Source organism: Bradyrhizobium sp. 172, from assembly GCF_023101065.1.
Lineage (GTDB): Bacteria > Pseudomonadota > Alphaproteobacteria > Rhizobiales > Xanthobacteraceae > Bradyrhizobium > Bradyrhizobium canariense_D.
Map to the genome: position 1 here is coordinate 2,010,768 of NZ_CP064701.1, position 22,115 is coordinate 2,032,882.

General features: G+C 64.7%; 21 protein-coding genes. 15 read left to right on the forward strand and 6 right to left on the reverse strand.

The genetic code is table 11. From position 1 onward, the window contains the following. Positions 1–68: 68 nt before the first annotated feature. Entirely contained in the window at positions 69–776 is a 708-nt protein-coding gene (locus IVB07_RS09560; RefSeq protein ID WP_085385382.1) for a L,D-transpeptidase, read from the reverse strand. A gap of 273 nt (positions 777–1,049) precedes the next feature. Between IVB07_RS09560 and IVB07_RS09565 the strand changes: the two genes are divergently transcribed. From IVB07_RS09565 to IVB07_RS09575, 3 genes are all read left to right on the forward strand, one after another. Then, positions 1,050–2,102 carry a glycosyltransferase family 1 protein gene (locus IVB07_RS09565; protein ID WP_247294938.1) on the forward strand — a complete coding sequence of 351 codons (1,053 nt, stop codon included), beginning with the start codon at positions 1,050–1,052 and terminating at the stop codon, positions 2,100–2,102. A 30-nt stretch (positions 2,103–2,132) separates the two neighbouring features. Then, positions 2,133–2,822, forward strand: a complete 690-nt coding sequence (locus IVB07_RS09570; RefSeq protein WP_085349115.1) for a methyltransferase domain-containing protein — start codon at positions 2,133–2,135, stop codon at positions 2,820–2,822. 124 nt (positions 2,823–2,946) lie between these two features. Continuing rightward, entirely contained in the window at positions 2,947–3,606 is a 660-nt protein-coding gene (locus IVB07_RS09575) for a hypothetical protein (protein WP_085349114.1), read from the forward strand. Between the two features lie 221 nt (positions 3,607–3,827). On the opposite strand, the gene IVB07_RS09580 is transcribed toward IVB07_RS09575, so the two are convergent. Then, positions 3,828–5,492, reverse strand: coding sequence for an aminotransferase class III-fold pyridoxal phosphate-dependent enzyme (locus IVB07_RS09580; RefSeq protein ID WP_026232679.1), 1,665 nt, complete (start codon positions 5,490–5,492; stop codon positions 3,828–3,830). A 35-nt stretch (positions 5,493–5,527) separates the two neighbouring features. Between IVB07_RS09580 and asd the strand changes: the two genes are divergently transcribed. Together asd and IVB07_RS09590 are read left to right on the forward strand one after the other, a co-directional pair. Continuing rightward, positions 5,528–6,391, forward strand: a complete 864-nt coding sequence (gene asd, locus IVB07_RS09585) for an archaetidylserine decarboxylase (protein ID WP_247294936.1) — start codon at positions 5,528–5,530, stop codon at positions 6,389–6,391. A gap of 67 nt (positions 6,392–6,458) precedes the next feature. After that, positions 6,459–7,025, forward strand: coding sequence for an NUDIX hydrolase (locus IVB07_RS09590; protein WP_247294934.1), 567 nt, complete (start codon positions 6,459–6,461; stop codon positions 7,023–7,025). 189 nt (positions 7,026–7,214) lie between these two features. On the opposite strand, the gene IVB07_RS09595 is transcribed toward IVB07_RS09590, so the two are convergent. Then, on the reverse strand, positions 7,215–8,600 hold the full coding sequence (locus tag IVB07_RS09595) for a FecR domain-containing protein (protein ID WP_094183504.1): 1,386 nt from the start codon (positions 8,598–8,600) through the stop codon (positions 7,215–7,217). 285 nt (positions 8,601–8,885) lie between these two features. Then, positions 8,886–9,656 carry a DUF2147 domain-containing protein gene (locus IVB07_RS09600; RefSeq protein ID WP_247294890.1) on the reverse strand — a complete coding sequence of 257 codons (771 nt, stop codon included), beginning with the start codon at positions 9,654–9,656 and terminating at the stop codon, positions 8,886–8,888. A 193-nt stretch (positions 9,657–9,849) separates the two neighbouring features. On the opposite strand from IVB07_RS09600, the gene IVB07_RS09605 reads away from it, so the two are divergent. The 9 genes from IVB07_RS09605 (at position 9,850) to IVB07_RS09645 (ending at position 19,409) form a co-directional block, all read left to right on the forward strand. Beyond that, entirely contained in the window at positions 9,850–10,632 is a 783-nt protein-coding gene (locus tag IVB07_RS09605) for a DUF2147 domain-containing protein (protein WP_247361157.1), read from the forward strand. Positions 10,633–11,003: 371 nt separating this feature from the next. Further along, the gene (locus IVB07_RS09610; RefSeq protein ID WP_247294886.1) at positions 11,004–12,209 is read left to right on the forward strand and encodes an extensin family protein; all 1,206 of its coding nucleotides are present in this window, start codon (positions 11,004–11,006) and stop codon (positions 12,207–12,209) included. 320 nt (positions 12,210–12,529) lie between these two features. Next, entirely contained in the window at positions 12,530–13,828 is a 1,299-nt protein-coding gene (locus IVB07_RS09615) for a M20 family metallopeptidase (RefSeq protein WP_085361423.1), read from the forward strand. Next, the gene (locus tag IVB07_RS09620) at positions 13,825–14,664 is read left to right on the forward strand and encodes an ABC transporter permease subunit (protein ID WP_085361422.1); all 840 of its coding nucleotides are present in this window, start codon (positions 13,825–13,827) and stop codon (positions 14,662–14,664) included. The genes IVB07_RS09615 and IVB07_RS09620 overlap by 4 nt, the downstream gene beginning before the upstream one ends. A 29-nt stretch (positions 14,665–14,693) precedes the next feature. Then, positions 14,694–15,704 (forward strand): ABC transporter substrate-binding protein, encoded by a 1,011-nt coding sequence (locus IVB07_RS09625; protein WP_247361159.1) that lies wholly within the window; start codon positions 14,694–14,696, stop codon positions 15,702–15,704. A 62-nt stretch (positions 15,705–15,766) separates the two neighbouring features. After that, the gene (locus IVB07_RS09630; protein ID WP_247361161.1) at positions 15,767–17,161 is read left to right on the forward strand and encodes an amidase family protein; all 1,395 of its coding nucleotides are present in this window, start codon (positions 15,767–15,769) and stop codon (positions 17,159–17,161) included. Positions 17,162–17,193: 32 nt separating this feature from the next. Next, a complete protein-coding gene (locus IVB07_RS09635) occupies positions 17,194–17,922 on the forward strand; it encodes a Crp/Fnr family transcriptional regulator (RefSeq protein WP_018454215.1) in 729 nt (242 codons plus the stop codon). Positions 17,923–18,207: 285 nt separating this feature from the next. After that, positions 18,208–18,396, forward strand: a complete 189-nt coding sequence (locus IVB07_RS09640) for a hypothetical protein (RefSeq protein ID WP_085385390.1) — start codon at positions 18,208–18,210, stop codon at positions 18,394–18,396. Positions 18,397–18,623: 227 nt separating this feature from the next. Next, entirely contained in the window at positions 18,624–19,409 is a 786-nt protein-coding gene (locus IVB07_RS09645) for a potassium channel family protein (RefSeq protein ID WP_085361420.1), read from the forward strand. 152 nt (positions 19,410–19,561) lie between these two features. On the opposite strand, the gene IVB07_RS09650 is transcribed toward IVB07_RS09645, so the two are convergent. After that, positions 19,562–19,897, reverse strand: coding sequence for a DUF6665 family protein (locus tag IVB07_RS09650; protein ID WP_085361419.1), 336 nt, complete (start codon positions 19,895–19,897; stop codon positions 19,562–19,564). A gap of 53 nt (positions 19,898–19,950) precedes the next feature. Next, positions 19,951–20,586: a TetR/AcrR family transcriptional regulator gene (locus IVB07_RS09655; RefSeq protein WP_085361418.1), complete on the reverse strand. Its 636-nt coding sequence runs from the start codon at positions 20,584–20,586 to the stop codon at positions 19,951–19,953. A gap of 193 nt (positions 20,587–20,779) precedes the next feature. Between IVB07_RS09655 and IVB07_RS09660 the strand changes: the two genes are divergently transcribed. Next, positions 20,780–22,096 carry an HlyD family secretion protein gene (locus IVB07_RS09660; protein WP_085361417.1) on the forward strand — a complete coding sequence of 439 codons (1,317 nt, stop codon included), beginning with the start codon at positions 20,780–20,782 and terminating at the stop codon, positions 22,094–22,096. Positions 22,097–22,115: the final 19 nt, after the last annotated feature.

The window sequence follows — 22,115 nt, forward strand, 5'->3', positions numbered from 1 at the left end:
TATGCAGAGGGCCAACGAAAACGGCCCCGGTGGGTTCCGGGGCCGCTTGCGTCACAATGTCCTGTCGCTTACCGCGTTGCGGCTCCGAGTTCTGCGCGGCGCTCCGTCATCGGCAGCACGATCACCTTGGTGCCGACGTTGACGCGGGAGTACAGGTCCGCGACATCGTCATTGGTCAGGCGGATGCAGCCGGAGGAGACGTGCTTGCCGATGGTGTCGGGTGCGTTGGTGCCGTGGATGCGGTAGATGGTGCCGCCGAGATACATGGCGCGGGCGCCGAGCGGATTGCCGGGACCGCCGGCCATGTGGCGCGGCAGATAGGGTTGGCGGGCGATCATCTCCGGCGGCGGGGTCCAATCCGGCCACTCCGCCTTCTTGGTCACCGACTGGGTGCCGGACCAGGTGAAACCGTCGCGGCCGACGCCGATGCCGTAGCGCATCGCCTGGCCATTGCCGAGCACGAGATAGAGATAGGTGTTGGGCGTATCGATGATGATGGTGCCCGGCGCCTCACGCGTCGCATAGGAGACGGTCTGGCGGCGGAAGCGGGCCGGCGTTTCGACCGCGTCCTGCTCCTCGGACGGCGCGGCCCGATAGGGCGTCGCTTGATAAGGCTGGTACGGCTGCGGCGCTGCGATCGGCGGCAGCGGCTGGAAGAAGGGGAAGAGCTGCACAGGCGCGGCCTTGGCCGGGCCGGCGAACGCGATCGCGGTGACAGCCACTGCGCCAAACGCAACGGCGCGCGAATAAGTCTTCAACGTCTCCAGATTGATCATCGGTCGCCCCTGTTTGCGCGGTGTTTCTTGGTCACCCGGCACCGTTGCGGTGCTCTGTTGCCTAGATCACTAACGGCAAGAAGTTTCGGGACGTTTGCGCGGAAAACCGAAAACGGTTTCATGGCGGAAAGGATTGTTTCATGACGGTTTCGTGGCTGCGCGGACCCGTTAACGAACAAAACAGCGGGCCGACACTTCCATGACGTCACACGCCTGAAATATCCGTGGTTGATGGTCCTAAGCCGAGAATCATAAAAATCTCGGGATTTCCCCATGCGGGTATTAATCGCGACTGACGCCTGGCATCCGCAGGTCAACGGTGTGGTGCGGACGCTGACCTCGCTGGCTGGCGCGGCCAAGGCATTGGATGTCGAGATCGACTTCCTGACGCCGGACGGCTTTCGGTCATGGCCGTTGCCGACCTATCCGGGGCTGCGCATTGCGCTGCCGAGCGGCAGGGAGATTGGGCGGCGGATCGAGAGGGCGGCGCCGGAGGCGCTGCACATCGCGACCGAAGGGCCGATCGGCTGGGCGGCGCGGGCTTATTGCCGTCGCAACCGGCTCGCCTTCACCACCTCCTACACCACGCGCTTTCCCGAATACGTCTCGGTGCGAACCGGCATCCCCGCGAGCGTCGGCTACGCCGTGCTGCGCCACTTCCACGATGCCGCCGCCATGACGATGGTCGCGACGCCCTCGCTGCGGCAGGAGCTGTCCGAGCGCGGTTTCAAGCGGCTCGGCTTCTGGACCCGCGGCGTGAACACCGAGCTGTTTCATCCGGACTCTCCAGCCAAGCTCGATCTGCCCGGGCCGATCTTCATGACGATGGGCCGCGTGGCGGTGGAGAAGAACCTCGAGGCTTTCCTCTCGCTCGACCTGCCCGGCACCAAGGTCGTCATCGGCGACGGTCCGCAGAAGGCCGGCCTTGAAAAGAAATTTCCCGACGTGGTCTTCCTCGGCGAGAAGAAGGGCGCTGACCTCACCGCGCACCTCGCCGCCGCTGACGTGTTCGTGTTTCCGAGCCTGACCGACACGTTCGGCGTGGTGCAGCTCGAAGCGCTCGCCTGCGGCACGCCGGTTGCGGCGTTTCCGGTGACGGGACCGAAGGACGTCATCGCAGATCATCCGATCGGCGCGATCGACCACGATTTGCGCGAAGCGTGCCTGCGCGCACTGACCATGTCGCGCGAGACCTGCCGCAACTTCGCGCTGGAGCGCTCCTGGGAAAACAGCGCGCGCCAATTCGTCGGCAACCTCACTTCACTTCAGCCCAGCCGCGTCTTGCGCGCCTCGCCTCGCATGGCGCGGCGGCCGGTGCGCGGCTGATCCCGTTCGACCACAGCGAGAACCTCATCGATGGCTAAGATCATGAACCTTGACGGCACCCAGCAGCTCGACCTCACCCGTGGCACGGTCGAGCAGGCCTATGATCGTTGGGCACCGGTCTACGACCTCGTGTTCGGAGGCGTGTTCGCAAAAGGCCGGCAGGCCGCGATCGCGGCCACCAACAAGATCGGCGGCCGGGTGCTCGAGGTCGGCGTCGGCACCGGCATCTCGCTGCCGCTCTACGCGCCGCATCTGCGCATCTTCGGCACCGACATCTCGGAGGCGATGCTCGACAAGGCGCGCCAGCGCGTCGTCGAGGGCGGCCTAGAGAACGTCGAAGGCCTCGCGGTGATGGATGCCGAGAAGCTCGAATTCCCCGACAACTCCTTCGACGTCGTGATGGCGCAATACGTCGTCACCGCCGTGCCGAATCCGGAAGTTGCGCTTGACGAATTCGCCCGCGTGCTGCGCCCGGGCGGGGAGCTGATCATCCTCACCCGCGTCAGCGCCGATACCGGCATGCGCCGCTTCATCGAGCAGAAGCTGCAGCCGGTGGTACGTCCGCTCGGTTTCCGCACCGCCGAGTTCGCCTGGTCGCGTTATGCCAAATGGCTGGCCGGTGCCGACGGCATCGAGCTCGCCGAGCGCCGCCTGATCCCGCCGCTCGGTCATTTCTCGCTGGTGCGATTCCGCAAGATCGACGTCGCCAAGGCGGCTTGATCCAAGCTCACGTAACCCGTGCGTCATCGCGCCGCTGCGCATCGTCACATGACAAAATGATGATGTCACACGGCCTACATCGAATCCCTGTAAATCCTGAACCCGAAAGCATTTGGGGGAGAGCATGATCAAGAACTATCTCGAGCAGCTGCGGATCCAGCGCTGGGACGACCATCGCTACTATCACCACAGCCGCATCAATCAGAGCCTGCACTTTGTCAGCGCGCTGAGCTTCCTGTTCGCCTATGTCTGGCTGTTCGTCGACCCCATGGTCTCCGCGCTGGTGGGCTGGCTGGTCTCGATGACCTCGCGCCAGGCCGGCCACTTCTTCTTCGAGCCGCATGGCTACGACCAGATCAACCAGGCGACGCACGAGCACAAGGAAGAGATCAAGGTCGGCTACAACCTTCGGCGCAAGGTGGTGCTGATGTCGATCTGGGCGCTGTCGCCGGTGGTGCTGTTGGTCGATCCGACTCTGTTCGGACTGTTCACGCCTTGGGCGGGCGCGACCGACTTCATGCGGCAAGTGGCCAAGATCTGGCTCGTCGTCGGCGGCGGCGGTCTCATGTTCCGCACGGTGCACCTGTTCTTCATCCGCGACGTCGAGACCGGTCTCGTCTGGATGACGAAGATCCTGACCGACCCCTTCCACGATTTGATGCTCTACCGCAACGCGCCGCTGGCGCTGATGCGTGGCGAGCTGATGGATCCCGGCCTGCATCTCAAGCCCGAGCACACGCTGGGCCTCATCGGTGAGCCCACGCTCGAAGAGCAGCACGCCTGAGCGCGCCGTTCTCACCAAGGCCTCCGATGTCTGATGGTTGCGTCATGCCCGGGCTCGTCCCGCCTGCGCGGCCGAAGCCGCTTCGGCGAGGCGAAGGCCCGGGCATCCACGTCTTGGAGGTCTCGCGCGGAGACGCGTGGCTGGCCGGGCATAGGCGAGCGGAAGCGACGCCGTCCTTCGGACGGCTGTGCCCGGCCATGACGCCGTTGGAGGAACCAGCCTCAGCGCCCGAAGCGCTTGGCCAGCATCTCTTTCAGGATCTGCCGCTTGATGGTCTTGTTGGTGAGGACGCCATCGTGCCACCAGAAGCCGTCGGCCTTCATCTTCTCGGCCGCGCGGACGAAACGCTCGGCGACCTCGGTGAAATCGGCGTCGGTGTAGTTCAGGCTGAAGATCAGCCTGCCGGTGCCGACCCAGCTCAAGGACAGGCCTTCAGCGCGCAGGTAATATTGCAGCATCCAGTTGTAGCGGGACGGCGTGGTGTATTTCACCGTCCAGATCGACGAGAAGTTTGCGAACCGCACCGGCAGGTCGGCATCGCTCATCATTTGGTTGAGCTTTTGCGCGCGGCCGTTCCAGGTCTCGTCCAGTCCGTCATAGACGGCGCGGAAATTCGGGCTGGCGAGCCGGCTCAGAAACTCGTCCATCGCCGTCATGACGTAGGGGTGCGAGTTGAAGGTGCCGCGGGCGAAGCAGACGTCGGCGGGGCGGTCGTCGCGGAAGCGGCGCATCAGCTCGCGTTTGCCGCAGACCACGCCGACCGGCAGGCCGCCGGCGAGGCTCTTGCCGTAGGTCACCATGTCGGCCTTGACGCCAAAGTATTCCTGGGCGCCGCCGGCAGCGAGACGGAAGCCGACGAAGACCTCGTCGAAGATCAGCACGATGTCGCGCTCAGTGCAGACCTCGCGCAGCTGCTTGAGCCATTCGGTGTAGGCCGCGCGGTCGAAATTACCGCCCCGGGAGGAATCGACCAGCGAGGAATCGCCGGGCGCGTTGCCGTTCGGATGCAGGCCCTGCAGTGGATTGACCAGCACGCAGGCGATGTCCTTGCGCGTGCGCAGCACGTGCAGCGTCTTCTCCGACATCTCGGCGAGGGTGTAAGTCTCGTGCGCGGGAATCGGATTGCCGACGCCGGGCTGCACGTCGCCCCACCAGCCGTGATAGGCGCCGGCGAAACGGACCAGATGCGTGCGCCTGGTGTGGTAGCGCGCGAGCCGCACTGCCTGCATCACGGCCTCGGTGCCGGACATATGGAAGGACACTTCGTCGAGGCCCGAGATCTGGCACAGCCGCGCCACGTTCTCGAGGATGACGGGATGGTAGGGTCCGAGTACCGGTCCGAGCGCGTGCGCCCGCTTCTCGGAGCCTTCGATGCACTCCTTGTAGAAGTCGTTGCCGAAGATGTTGACACCGTAGGACCCCGTGAGGTCGTAGGAGGTGTTGCCGTCGACATCCGTGACGGTGACGCCGCGCGAGGACTCCACGAAGGTCGAGGTGCCCAAATGCTCGCGAACGAGACGCGAGAACTGGAAAGGCACGCGGTAGGTCTCGGTGAAGTGCAGGTCGGAGATCTTTTCCGCCGCTTCCTTCGTCATCGCGCGGCCCTTGGGGTAGCGCTCGGCGTAAAGGCTTGCGAGGCGGAAGAAGCCGTCCCTGCGCAGGCCTGCGATGTTCGCCGGCGCGCCGTCGCAGGCAAAGTAGGCATCGCCTTCGAATTCGTAGAACGGAAGCAGCTTTGCCACCCGGCGCGACATCTTGGAGTGTCCGGCGAGCGAGCGGTGCTTGGCGCGGGACAATTCGATCCGCGCCTTGATCTTCGGGAAGGCGGCGGCAGCAGACGCTGCGGCGGCCACGGACAAAGAAAGAATCGGGAGTGTCGTTTCCATGACAACAAGCGCTAATACTGCGAGCTGACAGATTCATGACAGTCAAAGCCCTCATCGCCTCTTTCACCCAGCAGGAAGACCTCAACTTCCTGTTGACCAACCGCATCCCGCGCGCCGCGTTGACCCGGTTCATGGGCTGGTTCTCCAAGATCGAGAACCCGCTGGTGCGGGACGGCTCCATCGCGCTGTGGAAGCTGTTCTCCGACCTCGATCTGTCGGAGGCACGCAAAACCCATTTCCGGAGCCTGCACGACTGCTTCACCCGGGAGCTCAAGCCGGGCCTGCGGCCCTTTGATCCGGACCCGTCCATTGTCGCGAGTCCGTCCGACGGCATCGTCGGCGCCCATGGCCGGATCGCCGATACCGAGCTGTTCCAGGTCAAGGGCGCGCCGTACTCGCTGCTCGATTTGCTCGGCGATTCCGTGCTGGTCGACCAGCACCGCAACGGGTCCTTCGTCACGCTGCGGCTGACCTCAAGCATGTATCACCGCTTCCACGCGCCTTATGACGCACATATCGAGCGCGTCACGCTGATCCATGGCGATGTCTGGAACGTCAACCCGATCGCGCTGAAGCGCGTCGAGCGCCTGTTCTGCAAGAACGAGCGCGCGGTGATCCGCACGCATCTATCAACTGGCGAGGCCGTGACGCTGGTGCCGGTCGCCGCGATCCTGGTGGCAAGCATCCGCCTGCACTTCCTCGACATGGTGCTGAATGCGCAGGCCAGGGGGCCGGTCAATTTTCCCTGCGACGTCAACGTGAGCAAGGGCGAGGAGCTCGGCTGGTTCGAGCACGGCTCGACCATCATCATTCTCGCGCCCGGCGATTTCACCTTCTGCGACGGCATCGCCGAAGGCACGCGCATTCGCGCAGGTCAAGCGTTGCTGAGAAAAAACTAGCCTTCAATCCGCCGCGGCGGCCGCTTATATCGTCGGTGGGGACGTTTCTACGACGACGGATTGGGTGATGGCACGGGCGCCGGTCATGGCGGCGGGTGGTATTGTGCTGCAGCGAGGTGCGTCGCCGCTGATTGCCGTCGTGCGCCAGCGCAAGCGCAACGAATGGGTTTTGCCCAAGGGCAAGCTCGACGACGGCGAGACGCCGAAGCAAGCTGCGCATCGCGAAGTGCGGGAAGAGACCGGCCACGACGTCGCCATCCACGAATTTTTGGGTACGCTCGTCTATCAGTCAGGTGGCCGCTCCAAGGTCGTGCATTTCTGGCGCATGGAGGCCGGGGGCGGTCCCGTCCGCAAGCTGATGAACGACATCAAGGCGGTCGACTGGCTGCCCCTGGAAGACGCGCTCGCGCGCCTGTCGCGCGAGTATGAGCGCGTGTTCCTGACCCAGGTTGGCCCGATCGCGCTCGCGGCGGCGGGGCTTGCATCTTCGCCTGCGCCCGAGCCGCCACCGCTGGCGACCGACGATGTCGATGCGGCTTTGCAGACACTGACACCGGCTGAAGCAGCCTCGGTGGGCGAGTTGCGGCACGGCCTGTTGCAGAAGATGAAAGCCTGGCTACGCGGAGAGGCGTGAGTTTTCTTCACCTCGCCCCGCGTTGACGGTGCACCCTCGCCCCTTGTGGGAGAGGGTGGCTCGCCGCGAAGCGGCGAGGCGGGTGAGGGGTCTCTCTCCACGCGTGAAGCTGTCGATGAGTTTTCGCCGATAGAACCCCTCATCCGGCGCTTCGCGCCACCTTCTCCCACAAGGGGAGAAGGAAGAAAGTCACCGCCGCTCCTTCTCCTTCGGAACTGGCGCTGGCCGTCGCGGCGCTGCGGGGCGTTGTGCGGCGGGGAGGCGCTGCTGGAATCCGCCCGGGCGTTGCAGGCCCGGCTGTTGAGCAGCGGGCGGCTGGCCGGGTTGCATGCCGGTGCGCGGCAGTTGCGGCTGCGGACCGGGCTGCTGTTGCGTTCCGCCCGGCTGCGGCGGCGCGACTCCGCCGGGCTGCGTCGGACTCTGTCCACCGCGTCGCGGCCGGGTTTGCGGGGTGCCGTCAGGCTGCGTGCCTTGACCGGCGCGCGGTGGGCCTGCCGGACGTCCCGCGCCTTGTTTCTGGCCTTGTTGCTGCTGACCCTGACCTACGCGCGGCGTACCGGGCTGCACGGCGCCACCTTGGCCCGGCGCTTGGCCCTGCCGCTGCGGCTGTTGCGGCTGTTGTCCTGGCGCCGTGTTCGGCCGCAATTGTTGCTGTTGCGGCGGCTGGAACGGCCGCGGAATGCGCGGGCTCGCGGTCGGATTGGCGCGGCGGAAGTCGCGCTGCTCGGTGACGATCTGCCGGCCCGTGGTTTGCGCCAGATGCACCTGGCTGACGAAGCCGCGGTCGCGCGCGATCTGCTGTGCGGGAATCGTGATCGGCACCGCGGCAAAGCGCATGACGCCGGCCGCGGCTGCGCCCGGCCGGATCGCAAAACCGCTCGCGCCTTGCGTCAGCGCGCCGAGCCGGGTCCCACTTGTGCGGTCGTCGACGTCGATGTGTCCGACCCGGCCATCGGCGTCGGGATAGAGCTTGATGTTGACGTTGTTGGTCTTGTTCGCGGCCGCGCCTTCCGGCACCTCGACCACGCCCGTGGTGCCGCGGATGCCGAGCGTGGCCGTCGGCGTCGTGATCTTCATGTCGCCGGTCTTTGCCACCGCCGCCGCGACGAAGGCGACCGTGCCCTTGCCGATGTCGAAGATGCCTGCGTTGTGCTTGCCGCCGTCCTCATAGACGTAAGTGTCGATGGTGATCTTCGTGCTGGCGGAGAGGTTGAACGTGGTCGCGTCGTCGAAGGTGATGCCGAGCGATGAGTTCGACGAAGTCTGCACGACGTCGTTGAGATAGATGTCGTCGCGCACGCGCAGCGGATAGGAATTTTTGTCGCGGATCACGGTCGCGATGCCCGTCACCGTCGCAACGTTGCCGATCGGCTCGACGGCAGCGGGCTGCGCCTCGGTCGCGGGAGCGGGTGAAGCCGATGGCGTCGGCGAAGGGGCGGGCGACGGCTGCGCTTCTGGCTGCGCCTGCGCAAGCTCGATCGCATCGAATCCGAACGCAACGCTCGCGCCGGCCGGCGGCGACGCCAGCAGCACAAGCGCGAACATGAAGCGGCGCCAGGCCACGGTAAGAGTCACGAAGAATCCCGGTGAGAGATCGACCGATATCAGCCGCGTACAGCTGAACGGCGGATGAATGTCTATCGCACGGAGGCGGTGAACGTTCAAACGGTACGCGATGCTTGCGGCCAAGCCTCTCCACCGTCATGGCCGGGCTTGCCCCGGCCATCCACGCCTTGAAGCGCGGGACTAAGAACGTGGATGCCCGGGCCTTCGCCTCGCCGAAGCGGCTTCGGCCGCGCAGGCGGGACAAGCCCGGGCATGACGAAGAATGTGCATGTGTTGGAGACGACGCCTGCGGCGTCAGCTCACGCGCTTCCAGGTCTGGCCGCCGCAGAACATGCCGCCGAAGGCGCAGCCCTGCACGCGCATTGCATTCGGGCCCTTCATCGCGATCGTCGAGTCGTAATTGCGGCCGGAGTCGGGATCGTGGATACGGCCGCTCCACTTCGCGCCGTCGGGCTTCATGTTGATCAGGATGCGCTCGTTGGTCTTTGCGGCGTAGCCGCAGAGATTGACGCCGCACTGTTCGACGCGGACATTGCCCTTGTTCTCTTCGGTGGCCCAGACGCCGATCGGTGTGTTGGCAACCGCGACAGGCGCGGCGGGCACCGGGGCCGGAGCAACCGCGACCGGCGCGGGCGCAGGAGTGGGAGCCGCAACGGGCGCGGTCTGCGTCGTGGCGTCGTAACCGACGGACGGAACAGCGGCAACCGTCGTGCTCGGTGCTGCGATAGCGGGCGCTGCCGGCGCAGTCGCCTGCACCGGGGGCTGCTGCACGGGATGCTGCTGCACCGGAGCCGGCGCGGGCTGCGCGGTCGTGGCAGGAGCCGGCGTGGTGTCGACGTCATCGTCTTTGGAGCCAAGGCCCTTGAGGTTGATGTTGTTCAGCTTGATCGGCTTGTCCGAGAGGCCCGGCGCGATGATGGTCACGCAATTGAGCGAGGCGCAGTTGCGTGGCGTCTCGATGCGGATGTTCTGGCCTTCGATCTGGAACGAGATCGCATTGCCGGCATGCGCGGCGGCGGTGGACGCGAGGAAGAGGGCGGTGGCGGCGATGGTGAGCTTGTTCATGACAACCTCCGAAGATGTGTGGTCCCGATGGGACTGAAGTCGCGGGTGGATGAAGCGTGGTTCGACCCTACGCCGGGCTGGCCGGACGTTCTGTGATAGACGTCACAACGGCTCGCCGCGGCTGGGTGACGCAGCGCACATTCGGTCGCGATTCCATTTGCGTAACGTCGTCGCCACACAGTGGGAGGCGCCGATGACGCGGCTTGTGACTTCGCTTGGCACATTGATCGCGCTGCTGGCGATTGCGCCCGCAGCCGAGGCCGGGTCTTACGCGTTCTCGATTGCCGGTCATCGATTTCAGGTCGAGGCGCCCAGGAATTGCCGATCGGCTTCCTGTGTCTCGGTTTCCTCCCATCGCAGCTTTCGGCCTGACGTCGACACGACGCCAGCCCCTGCGCCGGTGCTTCCGCCGCCGCAGCCGCTCTATCCCGTGGCTCCGGTCAGGCCAGCGCAAGCGATTGCGGTCGCGCCTGCGACGGCGCAGACGGCTCCTGTCCTTGCCTCAACGACCTCGCAGCCAATTGTCCTGCCGCAGGCGCCAAGCTCCAATCCGCCACGGGTGGAGCTACCGCAGACGGATCCGCCGAAGACCGTCGCGCTCGATCCGCCGCGCATGGAGGCACTCGTCGTCGCGCCAAGGCCGCAGCTCGAGCAGGCCGTGACGAGCCCTGAGCGCGGCGACGACGAACTCTCCTATTTGCCGCTCGGCGAATGGGAGAGCGCAGGCGCCAAGGGCACGGTCCGCATCGAACGCTGCGGTCCTGCACTGTGCGGCTTCGCGCTGACTGAAGCATCGACCAGGGGCGAGAGCGTGCTCGTCAACATGAAGCCGAAAACGCACGACGTCTGGACCGGCAACATCTACAGCCGCTCCAGCGGCAGTACCTATTATGCGAGGATGACGCTGAAGAGCTCCGGCAAGCTTCACGTCGAAGCCTGCGCACTGGGCCATTTCTGGTGTTCCGGCAACGACTGAACGCGAGCCGAAGAGCGGCCGGAGAAGCTGATCACGACGTCGCGGCAGTGGAGCGCGCGGTCGTAAGGGAAGCGTTCGATACCTCCGGCTGAAGCCGCTAGATCATGCCTAGCACGATGGCACCGACAAAGGCCATGGCGAGGTACGCGGTGATAACGCTCAGTCTCCCGGCGAACGTCATGAGGTCGCTCCCGCTGTCGCGCCGCCTTGCGCGAGAGGATCACGGTTAACAGAGAGTCTCTTTTCGAAAAAGTCAGCCTTGCTGTCGCTCGTCACCGGCAGCGCTCCTGCTGGCGCCGGCCGACATGGTTAAAGAACACTGAAATCAACACGTTGAAGAGTCTTTAAGTAAATTCACCGAACGTGCGTGCATGACGCGCGGAGTTCGTTTGTATCTCGTCGGCTCCATCGTCCTTGTTTCGTTAGCGGGTTGCGGACGCGGCGTCTTCCAGGCCGAACGTGAACCGTGGCGGGCCGAGGCCGAAGCCGCATGCCTGAAATCAGGCGCGGTGAAAGAAGGGCCGGATCTCGTCCGTATCGAGCCGATTTCCGGGCCGGGCATGTGCGGCGCGGAGTTTCCGCTCAAAGTCGCCGCCCTCGGCGAAGGCTCGAGCAGCTACGGCTTTGCCGACGAGGAATTGCGACCGCCCGGTAGCGTCGGCAACCAGCCGCGCTGGCCGGTGACGCAGCCCCGATCGAATTACCCGCAGAGCCAGAACTATCCGGCATCGTCCTATCCACAACGCTCAAACTATCCCGAGACCGCGGTGCGCCAGCCCTCCGGCTATGGCGCTTCCCCTGGTCCAATGCCTCTGAATGCGCCCGGTGTGGCGCAGCAGGAAGACGAGATCGATCTGCCGCCTGAGGGCACCGATGCCGCGGGCGCGTCGCGCTACATGAATGCACCGAGCTATCCGGCGCGGCCGGCGCCGTACTCGCAGGCGCCTGCGCAGCAACCGCTGCCGCGTCTTGGTCCGGCACAGGGCAATCCCGTCACCGCCGTCGGCCCTGTTGCGATCAAGCCGGTTGCGACGCTGGCCTGTCCGATCGTATCCGAGCTCGACCGCTGGCTTGCCGATACCGTGCAGCCCTCGGCGATGCGCTGGTTCGGCACCCGCGTCGCGGAGATCAAGCAGATCTCCGCCTATTCCTGCCGCGGCATGAACGGCAATTCGCATGCCCATATTTCAGAGCACGCCTTCGGCAACGCGCTCGACATCGCCGCCTTCGTGCTCGCCGACGGCCGCCGCGTCACCGTGAAGGATGGCTGGCGCGGCATGCCGGAAGAGCAGGGCTTCCTGCGCGACGTGCAGTCGGGCGCGTGCGTGCATTTCACCACGGTGCTGGCGCCGGGCTCGAACGTCTATCATTACGATCACATCCACGTCGATCTGATGCGCCGCGCCAACCGCCGGCTGATCTGCCAGCCCGCCGCCGTCTCCGGCGAAGAGGTCGCCGGGCGGGCGCAGCAGCGCAACCCTTACGCCAGCAGGCGCGATCCCACCATCACCGGCTCGCTGGGTACGCGCAAGAGCACGCTGCGCAAGCACGAAGAGGACGAGTACGCCGACGATTGAGGCGCGCGTGCGACCCGTAGCCTGGATGGAGCTAAGCGCATTCCGGGGACGGCGTTCCCGCATCCCGCTGCGCTCCATGCGGGCTACGACCCCAGGCCGGCCCGCCTCGCGCTGAGCCCTGCCTGTTCAGTCGACGCCGCGTCTTTGGCAGAGCGCATCTCGGGCGCAAAAATTTGCGCACGCGCAAACCTCGCCTAAGCCATTGAAATCATCGATACAATCCTGCCGCGACGGGCTTTTCCCGCAGTTGGCACGGTCGCTGCAATGAGGAGGCCGCCACGAAGCGGCGCTGCCGGCGCCGTGAGCCAGCGGATCCCGTCATGCAGATGCCTGTCAGCCCTCCTTATTCGGATCTCGAACAGCGCGTGCTGTCGCGCATCACGGAGGAGCGCTGGCTTGAACTGGCATCCGAGCTGATCCGCACCGGCCAGCCCCGTTCCGGCAATCCGCTGGATCCCGATTTGCCGCCCGCCGAGGAAGAGGCGATCTCGATGCTGGTCGCGGGCAAGCTCGAAGCGCTCGGCATGGAGGTCACCAAGCACAGCGCGCAGCCGCACCGGCCGAACGTGCTGGGCGTGCTCAAGGGACGGGACGGCGCCCCCTCGCTCATTCTCAACGACCATCTCGACACCTATCCGGCCGTCGAGCCCGAGAAATGGCACATGACGGATTTCGATCCGTTCAAGGCGACGCGCCACGGCGATCTGCTCTATGCGCGCGGCACGTCCGACACGCGCGGAAACCTCGCGGCATCGTTGCTGGCAGTGCAGGCCCTGACCGAAGCGGGCGTGAAGTTCGATGGCACCCTGATGTGCTGCTACACCGTCGATGAGGAGCGGAACGGCACCGAAGGCTCCATCTACATGCTCAACAAGGTTGGCCTGACCGCCGACTACGAGATCACCGCCGAGCCGACCGCCTGGGGCGACGTCAACAAGGATTGGGGCATGAACCTATCGGTGGCCAATTCCGGCCACTGCCTGATCGAGCTCACCGTTCACGGCATCAAGTCGCACATCTGGCGACCGGACATCAGCGTCAACGCCATCATGGAAGCGGCAAAGCTGTTGCCGAGGTTGAAGGACATGGCGTTCACCCATGTCCACAGCAAGTTCATGGGGCATACGCCGCCCTGCTGCGCCGTGGTGCGGATTCGGTCCGGCCTGCCCGGCGAGATGCAGTTCTCCCCGGATGCCTGCACCATCACGCTCGCCGTGGTCGGCATCGTGCCGGGCATGACGCTATCGAGCGTGATTGCGGACATCGAGCGTCTCGGACGGGACACTTTTGCGGGCGTGAACGACGTCAAGGTCGAGGTGCGCCAGGTGCCGGGCTCGCTGTTCGTCAACGCGACCGAACCGGTGCCGGTCGAGGAGGAGCCCTGCCGCTCCTTGCGCGCGGTTTACCGGCGTCTGATGGGCCGCGAGCCCGGGGTCAACCGCAAGAATGCCTTCAACGACACGATCCGCTTCCGCGAAGCCGGAATCAATGCGGTGACGTTCGGTCCCGGAGAAGACGGTTGGGCCGTCGACAACGAGAACATCTCGATCACCAAGTCGGTGATGGCGACGCGGATCTACGCGCTGACCATCATGCAGATCCTGGGAGTGCGGACATGAGCGTCGAGGCGACCCACATGACGATTCCAATCTCGCCGGATCGCACCCGACGCGGCAGCTTCCGGCTGCGGCTTCCGAAGGTCTCGCGATCGGTGCTGCTCTCGACGCTGACCGTGGCCGTGCTGCTGGCCGGCTGGGCCATCGTCACGGAGATGGGCTGGGCCAACGAGCTGTTCCTGCCGAAGCCGCAGGCGGTCTGGGCCGCGTTCGTCAAGACGATGACGAAGGGATATCAGGGCGCGACCCTGCTTCAGCATCTCGGCGCAAGCCTCTATCGCATCCTCACGGCCTTCACGCTGGCCTGCCTGATCGGCATCCCGCTCGGCGTCCTCATGGGCGTGTCGCGCAACGCGCGCGCGCTGCTCAATCCGCTGATCGAGTTCTACCGGCCACTGCCGCCGCTCGGACTTTATACGCTGCTGGTGATGTGGCTCGGCATCGGTGAGAGCTCGAAGCTGTCGCTGCTGTTTCTTGCCGGCTTGCCGGGCATCGTCATCTCGACGATCCAGGCCGTCACCAGCGTGGACCCGGTCTATGTGCGCGCCGCCCAGTCGCTCGGCGCGACCCGGCGCCATTTGCTGTTTCACGTCTATTTGCCGGCGGCGGGACCGCTGATTCTGGCCGGCATGCGCATCTCGCTTGGATTCACCTACACCGTTCTCGTCGCCGCCGAAATCGTCGCGGCCTCCGCCGGCATCGGCTGGATGATCTGGGACGCGGCAAAATTCCTGCTCTCCGACGTCGTGATCATGGGGCTGATCGTCCTCGGTCTCACCGGCGTCGTGCTCGACCTCTTTATGCGCGGCATCGCGAAACTGTTGATGCCGTGGGCCTGAATCCAATTCTGATCGTAGGGGAGACCTCCATGATGAAGAGACTGATTGCGACGCTCGCGGTTACCACGTTGGCGCTCACGGCCGCAGTCCGCGCCGAGGACAAGCCGGCGAAGGTGACCGTCGGCTATCTGAACCTGGTCAATGCGCAGCTGGTCACCAAGCATCTTGGCCTGCTCGCCAAGGAGATGCCGGGCGTCGACATCAAATACGTCAAGATCGGTGGCGGCGGTGACATGCTGCGCGCGATCGCCGGCAGCGACGTCGATTTCGGCGGTCTTGGCAACCCGCCGACCGCGATCGGCGCGACCCGCGCCCTGCCGATCAAGGGCATCCTGGTGATCAACATGCTTGACTACGTCGAGTCGATGGTGGTTCGCGCCGACAAGAACATCACCTCGCTCAAGGACCTCAAGGGCAAGACGGTGGCGGCGCCGTTCGGCTCCACGACGCACTACCTCCTGCTCCAGGCGCTCAAGGAGGAGGGTGTCGATCCCGCCTCGATGAAGATTCTGGACCTCGCGCCGGCGGACATCGCGGCGGCCTGGCTTCGCGGCGACATCGACGCGGCCTGGTTCTGGGAGCCGAATCTCGGCAAGGCCGTGAAGAACGGCGGCAAGATCCTCGTCACCTCGGGCGAGATGGCCAAGCGCGGCTACCCGACCTGGGACATCGGCGTCGTCATGAACGCGTTCGCGGAGAAGTATCCGTCCTACGTCGGCAAATTCATCAAGGCCGAATGCGAAGGCATCGATTTCTGGCTGAAGAACCCGGAGAAGACTGCCGAAATGATCGCGGAAGAGCTTTCGCTGCCTCTCGAGGACGCGCAGCGAATGATGAAGGGCACCGGGATGATCCCCTGCAGCACGCAGCTCACGGAGGAGTATCTCGGCACATCCGCGAAAAAGGGCAAGTTCGTCGACACGCTGATCTCGACCGCCGATTTCCTGGTGAAGCAGGAGCGCCTGCCGAAGCTGCTGCCGCGCGCCGACTTCGAAGCCTTCATCCAGCCCGCCTATCTGGAGAAGGTGATCGGCCGCTAGGGTCGGTGCCGGCGGGCTTGCCTCGCCGGCACATTGTCAATTCCTGCAAGCACGTGACCGACATGAATCTCGCACCTCGCCACCTCCGCGCCGCCTATCGCAGCGGCGAGCTCAAGCCGTCCGATGTCGCCGCGCACGTGTTGTCGCGCCTCGATGACGCCGACCAGAGCGGCGTCTGGATCTCGACGGCAAATCCGCAAGGCGTCATGGCGAAGGCCCGCGCGCTCGATGCCCGCATTGGCGAGATCGGCGAGCTGCCGCTCTACGGCCTTGTGTTCTCGGTCAAGGATTGTATCGATGTGGCCGACGAGCAAACCACCTCGGCCTGCCCGGAATTCGCCTACACCGCGAAAGACACGAGCCCGGTTGTCGCCGACGCCATCGCCGCCGGCGCGATCTATCTCGCCAAAACCAATATGGATCAGTTCGCGACCGGCCTCGTCGGCGTGCGCTCGCCCTATGGCATCGCCCGCAACCCGCACAACCCCGACTACATCCCCGGCGGCTCCAGCTCGGGCGCAGCGGTATCGGTCGCGACGGGCACCTCGTCCTTTGCGTTCGGCACCGATACCGGCGGATCGGGCAGGGTGCCGGCGTCCTATTGTGGCGTGACCGGCTTCAAGCCGGCGCCCGGCGCCTTCAGTCAGCGCGGCATGGTCTACGCGTGCCGTAGTTTCGATACCATCTCGCTCTACACGTGCGATCCCCGCGATGGCCACGAGATCTATCGCGTGTTGGCGCGGCGCGATGTCGAGGACTGTTTTTCACCGGTGGATTCCGCCGGATGGACGGAGCAGGCATCTCCGGCGCGGCCGCTCAACATCGCAACGCCGCGTCCGGATCAGCTCAGGTTCTTCGGCAATGCGGAAACGGAGGCGCTGTTCGGCGATGGACTCCGCAAGCTGCGGCAGCTCGATCTGTCGGTCGCATTGGTCGATTTCGCGCCGTTCATCTCGGTCAACGATTTGATGTTTTTCGGACCTTTCCTCGCCGAGCGGGACGTGTCGGTCGGCGCATTCCTCGACGCCAACCCGGAGGCGGGCGTGAAGATCGTGCGCGACCTCGTCATCGGCAGCCGCAAGTTCACGGCGGCCGACGCCTATCGTGCGCTCTACAAGGTCAAGGAGGTCCAGCGGTCGCTGCGCGATTTCTGGCAAGTTCATGATGCGCTGGTCGTGCCGACGGTCGGCACCGTGCTGAGCATCGACGACGTCGCGCGCGATCCGCTGACGGCCAACTTCAACAACGGCTATTACACCAACTACGCCAACCCGCTTGGGCTGGCCGCCATCGCCGTTCCGAACGCCGTCACCGCAGCCGGCGTGCCCTATGGCATCACGTTCCTGGCGCCGGCCGGCCGGGAGCGCCTGCTCACCGATCTGGCTTGCGCTTTCATGGGGGCTTCGGCCGAGCCAGAACATCTGCGCCGCGTTGCAATCCGAGCGGAGACCTCCTAGCCTTCGAGCCGTCACTCGAAGGGAGACCGATCGTGGGGCGCAGCGATGCGCATGAGGTGGCCGATCCAGTTGAGCCGCGCGCCGACCTGCCACGGCCCGGGACCGGACGTTATGTGCTGAAGGCGTTGGACAAGCCCGATCTGGAGCTGGTGATGCGAACCGGCAGGCTCGCGACCTACCAGAACCGCGAATATCTGCTGCGGGAGGGCGAGCCCGCAAACGGCATCCACATCATCCTGAACGGGATCGTCGAAAGCACCCATGCCGGCACGCAGGGGCGCGAACTGATGCTGTCGACCTGGGAGGCCGACGACTTCGTCGGCGCGCCCTATATCCTCGGCGATCACCGCCACAGCTGGTCGGCCCGCGCGCTCGGGCGCGTCGAAGCACTGCATCTCGACCAGGATGCGGTCCGCCGGTTGATCGCGCAGTCGCCGCCGTTCGCAGTCGCGCTGATCGAGTGCCTCGGCTTCAAGGGCGAGACCTATTCGATGCTGGCGCAGACGCTGGCCGGGCAGAAGGCGGCGGAACGGTTGGTGCTGCTGCTGGTCAAGCTGTGCGAGAACGCAGCCCAGGACGAGAGCGGCCCGATCTCGCTCGGTCGCATCACGCAGGCCAATCTCGCGCGCATGATCGGCGCGACGCGCCAATCGATCAGCCTGATCCTCAGCCGCCTCCAGAACGACGGCATCATCTGGACCGGCCCGACCAAGATGGTCGTCAACGATCTCGCTGCGTTGAGGAAGCAGGTGGCGGACTAGGCGTGAACCAATAAGGTCAGCTTACCGACGCAACGGAAGTCTCCGCCTTGAGCATGATGGGCGCTTGTGACCGGAGCGCACATGCTGTTTGTAATCTTCGATAGTCCTTTAGCGCACAGGGACTGCGCGGCTCGTCTGACATCAGCTTTGGGCCAGCAAACGCACTAGCTTCAACCGAACTGGAACAATCTCCAAGCGATCCGGTTGAAGTTTGTTATGGCCAATCTGGGACAGGCACGGATTAGTCCTGGAGAAGCGTGTTGTTTATCAGGAAAGGTGCTTCACATGGATGACGAACGAAAATCATCAAAAGCTGGGGAACGCGCCGCTGAAGGCCTGCGCGAGGCGGCTGCTAAGGACGAAGCGAAAAACGAGAGCAAGACGGGACACGATTTAGCGAAGGGCGCTGACCGCTTCGAAGAACGCTCCAAAAGCTCGGATGGAAGAAGCGCGGAAGAGAAACAAAAAGGGTGAATGTCTACAGCAGATCCGGCGCTGCGTTTCAGTGGAAGAAAGCAGGCGAACTTGGAGCCGATAGCATCGAGGTTGTGCCGACGACAATCCATCCCGGTAACAGCCACCTGACGCTGGTGCTGCGGACTGTCACGGAAGCGTCAACTAGCTCGAACTCGTCGCACTGACTTAGATCTCCCAGGGTGCGAGGGTTGTCCCAGCTGCAATCATCTGTGCAAACTGCGAGCATGGCAGCTGTGAACCACACCTCCCTGAGAAGCCGCGTCCGTCGCCTCTACGAGGGTACAACGCCCAGCGCCGTTGGTTTCCGCTATGCTTTGCTCGCGTTTGATGTTGTGACCATACTGTTCATCATCGGAACGTCGTTCCTGCACCCCAGTGAGATCATCGAAACCTTCGACCTGCTATTCGGCGCAATGATATTGGCCGATTTTTCAGCACGGCTACTCGCCCACCGGCATCCGCTTCGAAAGTTCGGCCGCCTCTCGACATGGGCTGACATGGTCGCCATCGTTTCATTCCTGGCGCCCCTCGCTGGCGAGGCTGGCGGCTTTCTGCGGATTTTGCGGACGCTGGGAATGCTCCGTGACTACCAGATGCTCGCCAGGTTGCGCATGGATTCGTCGTTCTTCCGTCGCAACGAGGAGGTCATCTTTGCCGTCACCAATCTTGCGGTTTTCATATTTGTCATGACGGGGATAGTTTACGAGACCCAGAAGTTTCGCAACGATCAGATTCGGAATTATGCTGACGCCCTGTATTTCACTGTGACCGCGCTGACGACGACTGGCTTTGGCGATATCACCCTGCCAGGCACAATAGGTCGTTTGATAACCGTCGTGATCATGATTTTCGGCGTAACCCTGTTCTTCAATCTTGCGCGCGCATTGTTGAGTCCGAACAAGGTCAGATTTCCTTGCCCAACTTGCGGACTGCAGCGGCATGAGAGCGATGCCGTGCATTGCAAAGCATGCGGCGCAGTTCTCAATATTCCCGATGAAGGTTTGGCGTAGCTGTTGCTACCTCGGCGATCGAAACGTATTGCCATCATCAGAATCTGTGCCCAAGCGGCCATTCGACCATGGCCTCTTTCTAGGCGCTCGCAGCCATCGCAATCGTTGCCGTGGTAACGGCCGGCCTTGTCTAGCGCCCCGTAGAAATCATTTCAGGCCGGCTTCGACGCTGCCGGCACCAGCCCCATGCAGCACTGCACCTCGGCCGGGACATTGTAGGTCCGCATGATGTGGCGGCTGTCGCGCAAGCCGGATGCCTCACGCTGCACCACCAACATCCAGAGCGCGTGGCCGGCTTCCATCACCAGCTTGCGTCGGGCCGGCTGCATCGCGGCCGGCACCTCGGGGAGGGCATGGGCGGCGTCGAACTCGCGCAGGCGCGCCAGCGCCTGTTCGAGCGTGCGGCCCATCCGTCCGAGCGCGGAGGCCTGTTCCTGGACAATCTCGTAATGGAGGATATCGACGGGCGGGCGGAGATCACGGGACATGAGCCCGAATATAATGCCGCCGGAGCGGCCTGCAACGCAGGCCCGCCTTGCCGCTACTTCGCCCGATACGCTGCCAGGAACATCCGCGTCGCGCTGTCGACGACTTCGCTCATGCGCTCTTCCGACGGTGCGGGCGCGGCCTGGAAGACGAAGGGCAGGAACAGCGAGGCCTTGCACAGTTCCATGAACTGCGACGCCGCCAGATCGCAATCGTCGATATCGAGATCGCCGGCGGCGGCGTGGGCTTTGAGATAGTCGGAGAGGCGGTTGATCGACTTGTCCAGCACCCGCGCATAGTAGCGGCGGCCGAGATCGGGCATGCGCTCGGCGATCGCCATCACGGTGCGGATCGCCGATCCGCCGCCGGGCCGGCACAGCAGACGGTTGTAGGCCCGGCCGAAATCCTTCAGCGTGGTTTCAACATCGCGTGCCGGATCGAAATTGAACGCGACCTGCCCGTGCTGGAGCGCCTCCTGCTCGAGGATGGCTTCGAACAGCGCGCATTTGTCGGCGAAGTAGACGTAAAGCGTGCCCTTGGAGACCTGCGCAGCGCGGGCGATCTCGCCCATGCTGGCACCGTCAAACCCGAGATCCATGAACACCTTGCGGGCCCCGTCCAGGATCTGGCGGCGTTTGGAGCTGTCCTCCTCCTGGACGACGTGGAGATGTTCGCGGCCGGGTACAATCATTGGTTCAGGGTCTCGGAAAGTTTTTGCATCGGTCCAGGGTGATGAAACCGAAATAAAGGATTCGGGCCGGTAGGGTCCGTTCGGGTATTATCTATATTGACCGAACCGTTCGGTCAATGATATTTGGGATGGGTGAGAGGGAACCGGCCGTAGGGCGGGTTGTCCCTCATCGCGCTTTTTTGGGGAGGCCTCCATGGCCGTAGTGAGAGACCAGGCTGCGCGCGTCCTTCGCCCGGACGCCGTGGAGACGCCGGCGCCCGCGGGTGGTGACGCTGCCACCGAGACGTCTGTGGCTCTCGCCGAGCAGTTGCGCTCTCATGTGGCCGAGGAAACCAAGCGCCGTCCCAGCGAGGCGCCGGAGAAGCCCGTGACCGACAAGCCGGCCGCAGCCCCAGACGCGCCCGCCGCCGGCGCGCCGAAGTCCGGCAAGCGCAAATTCGTGATGATGGGAGTAGGGCTCGTGCTGGCGCTCGCGGCCGCGAGCTATGCCGGCTATTACACGCTGGTCGGCCGCTTCTACGTCGCGACCGACGACGCCTATGTCCGCGCCAACAACACCATGCTGGGCGCGCGCGTTGCTGGCCACGTCTCCTCGATCCTCGCCGGCGACAACACGACGGTGCGCGCCGGCGACATCGTCTTCCGCGTCGACGACGGCGACTACAAGATCGCCGTCGACGCCGCCGCGACCAGGATCGCGACCCAGCAGGCCACCATCGATCGCATCGGCCGCCAGGTCGCGGCGCTCGACAGCCAGGTCGCGCAGGCCAGGGCGCAACTCGTCTCCGCCGAAGCCGGCCTCAAGCGCGCCGACCTCGATTATGAGCGCCAGCAGGCGCTGAGCAACAAGGGTTTTGCCTCGCGCGCCACCTTCGAGAGCTCCGAAGCCGGACGCGACCAGGGCGCCGCCGCGGTCAAGGCTGCGCAGGCCGCCTACGACGTCGCGCTCAGCAATGTCGACGTCGCCAAGGCGCAGCAGGCCGAAGCGCAGGCGCAACTCGCCGAGCTCAAGACCACGCTGGCCAAGGCCGAGCGCGATCTCGCCTTCACCGCGGTGCGCGCGCCGGTCGACGGCACGTTCTCGAACCGCCTCGTCAGTGCCGGCGATTTCGTCGCGGTTGGCCAGCGGCTCGGCAACGTCGTGCCGCTCGATAACGTCTATATCGACGCCAATTTCAAGGAGACCCAGCTCAAGCGCATCCGCCCCGGCCAGCCTGTGACGATCAAGGTCGATGCCTACGGCATGCGCAAGTTCTCCGGTGTCGTCGACAGCATCGCAGCGGGCGCGGGCTCGGTGTTCACGCTGCTGCCGCCTGACAATGCCACCGGCAACTTCACCAAGATCGTGCAGCGCGTGCCGGTCCGCATCCGCGTGCCGAAGTCGGTCGCGAAGCAAAACCTGCTCCGCGCCGGCATGTCGGTCACTGCAACGGTCGACACCAACAAGGGCGCGGCCGACGCCGACAGCGAGGTCGATCTCGACGACGCCACCATGATCCATCCGCAGTAGCGCGCCTGCGCCGCGAGGT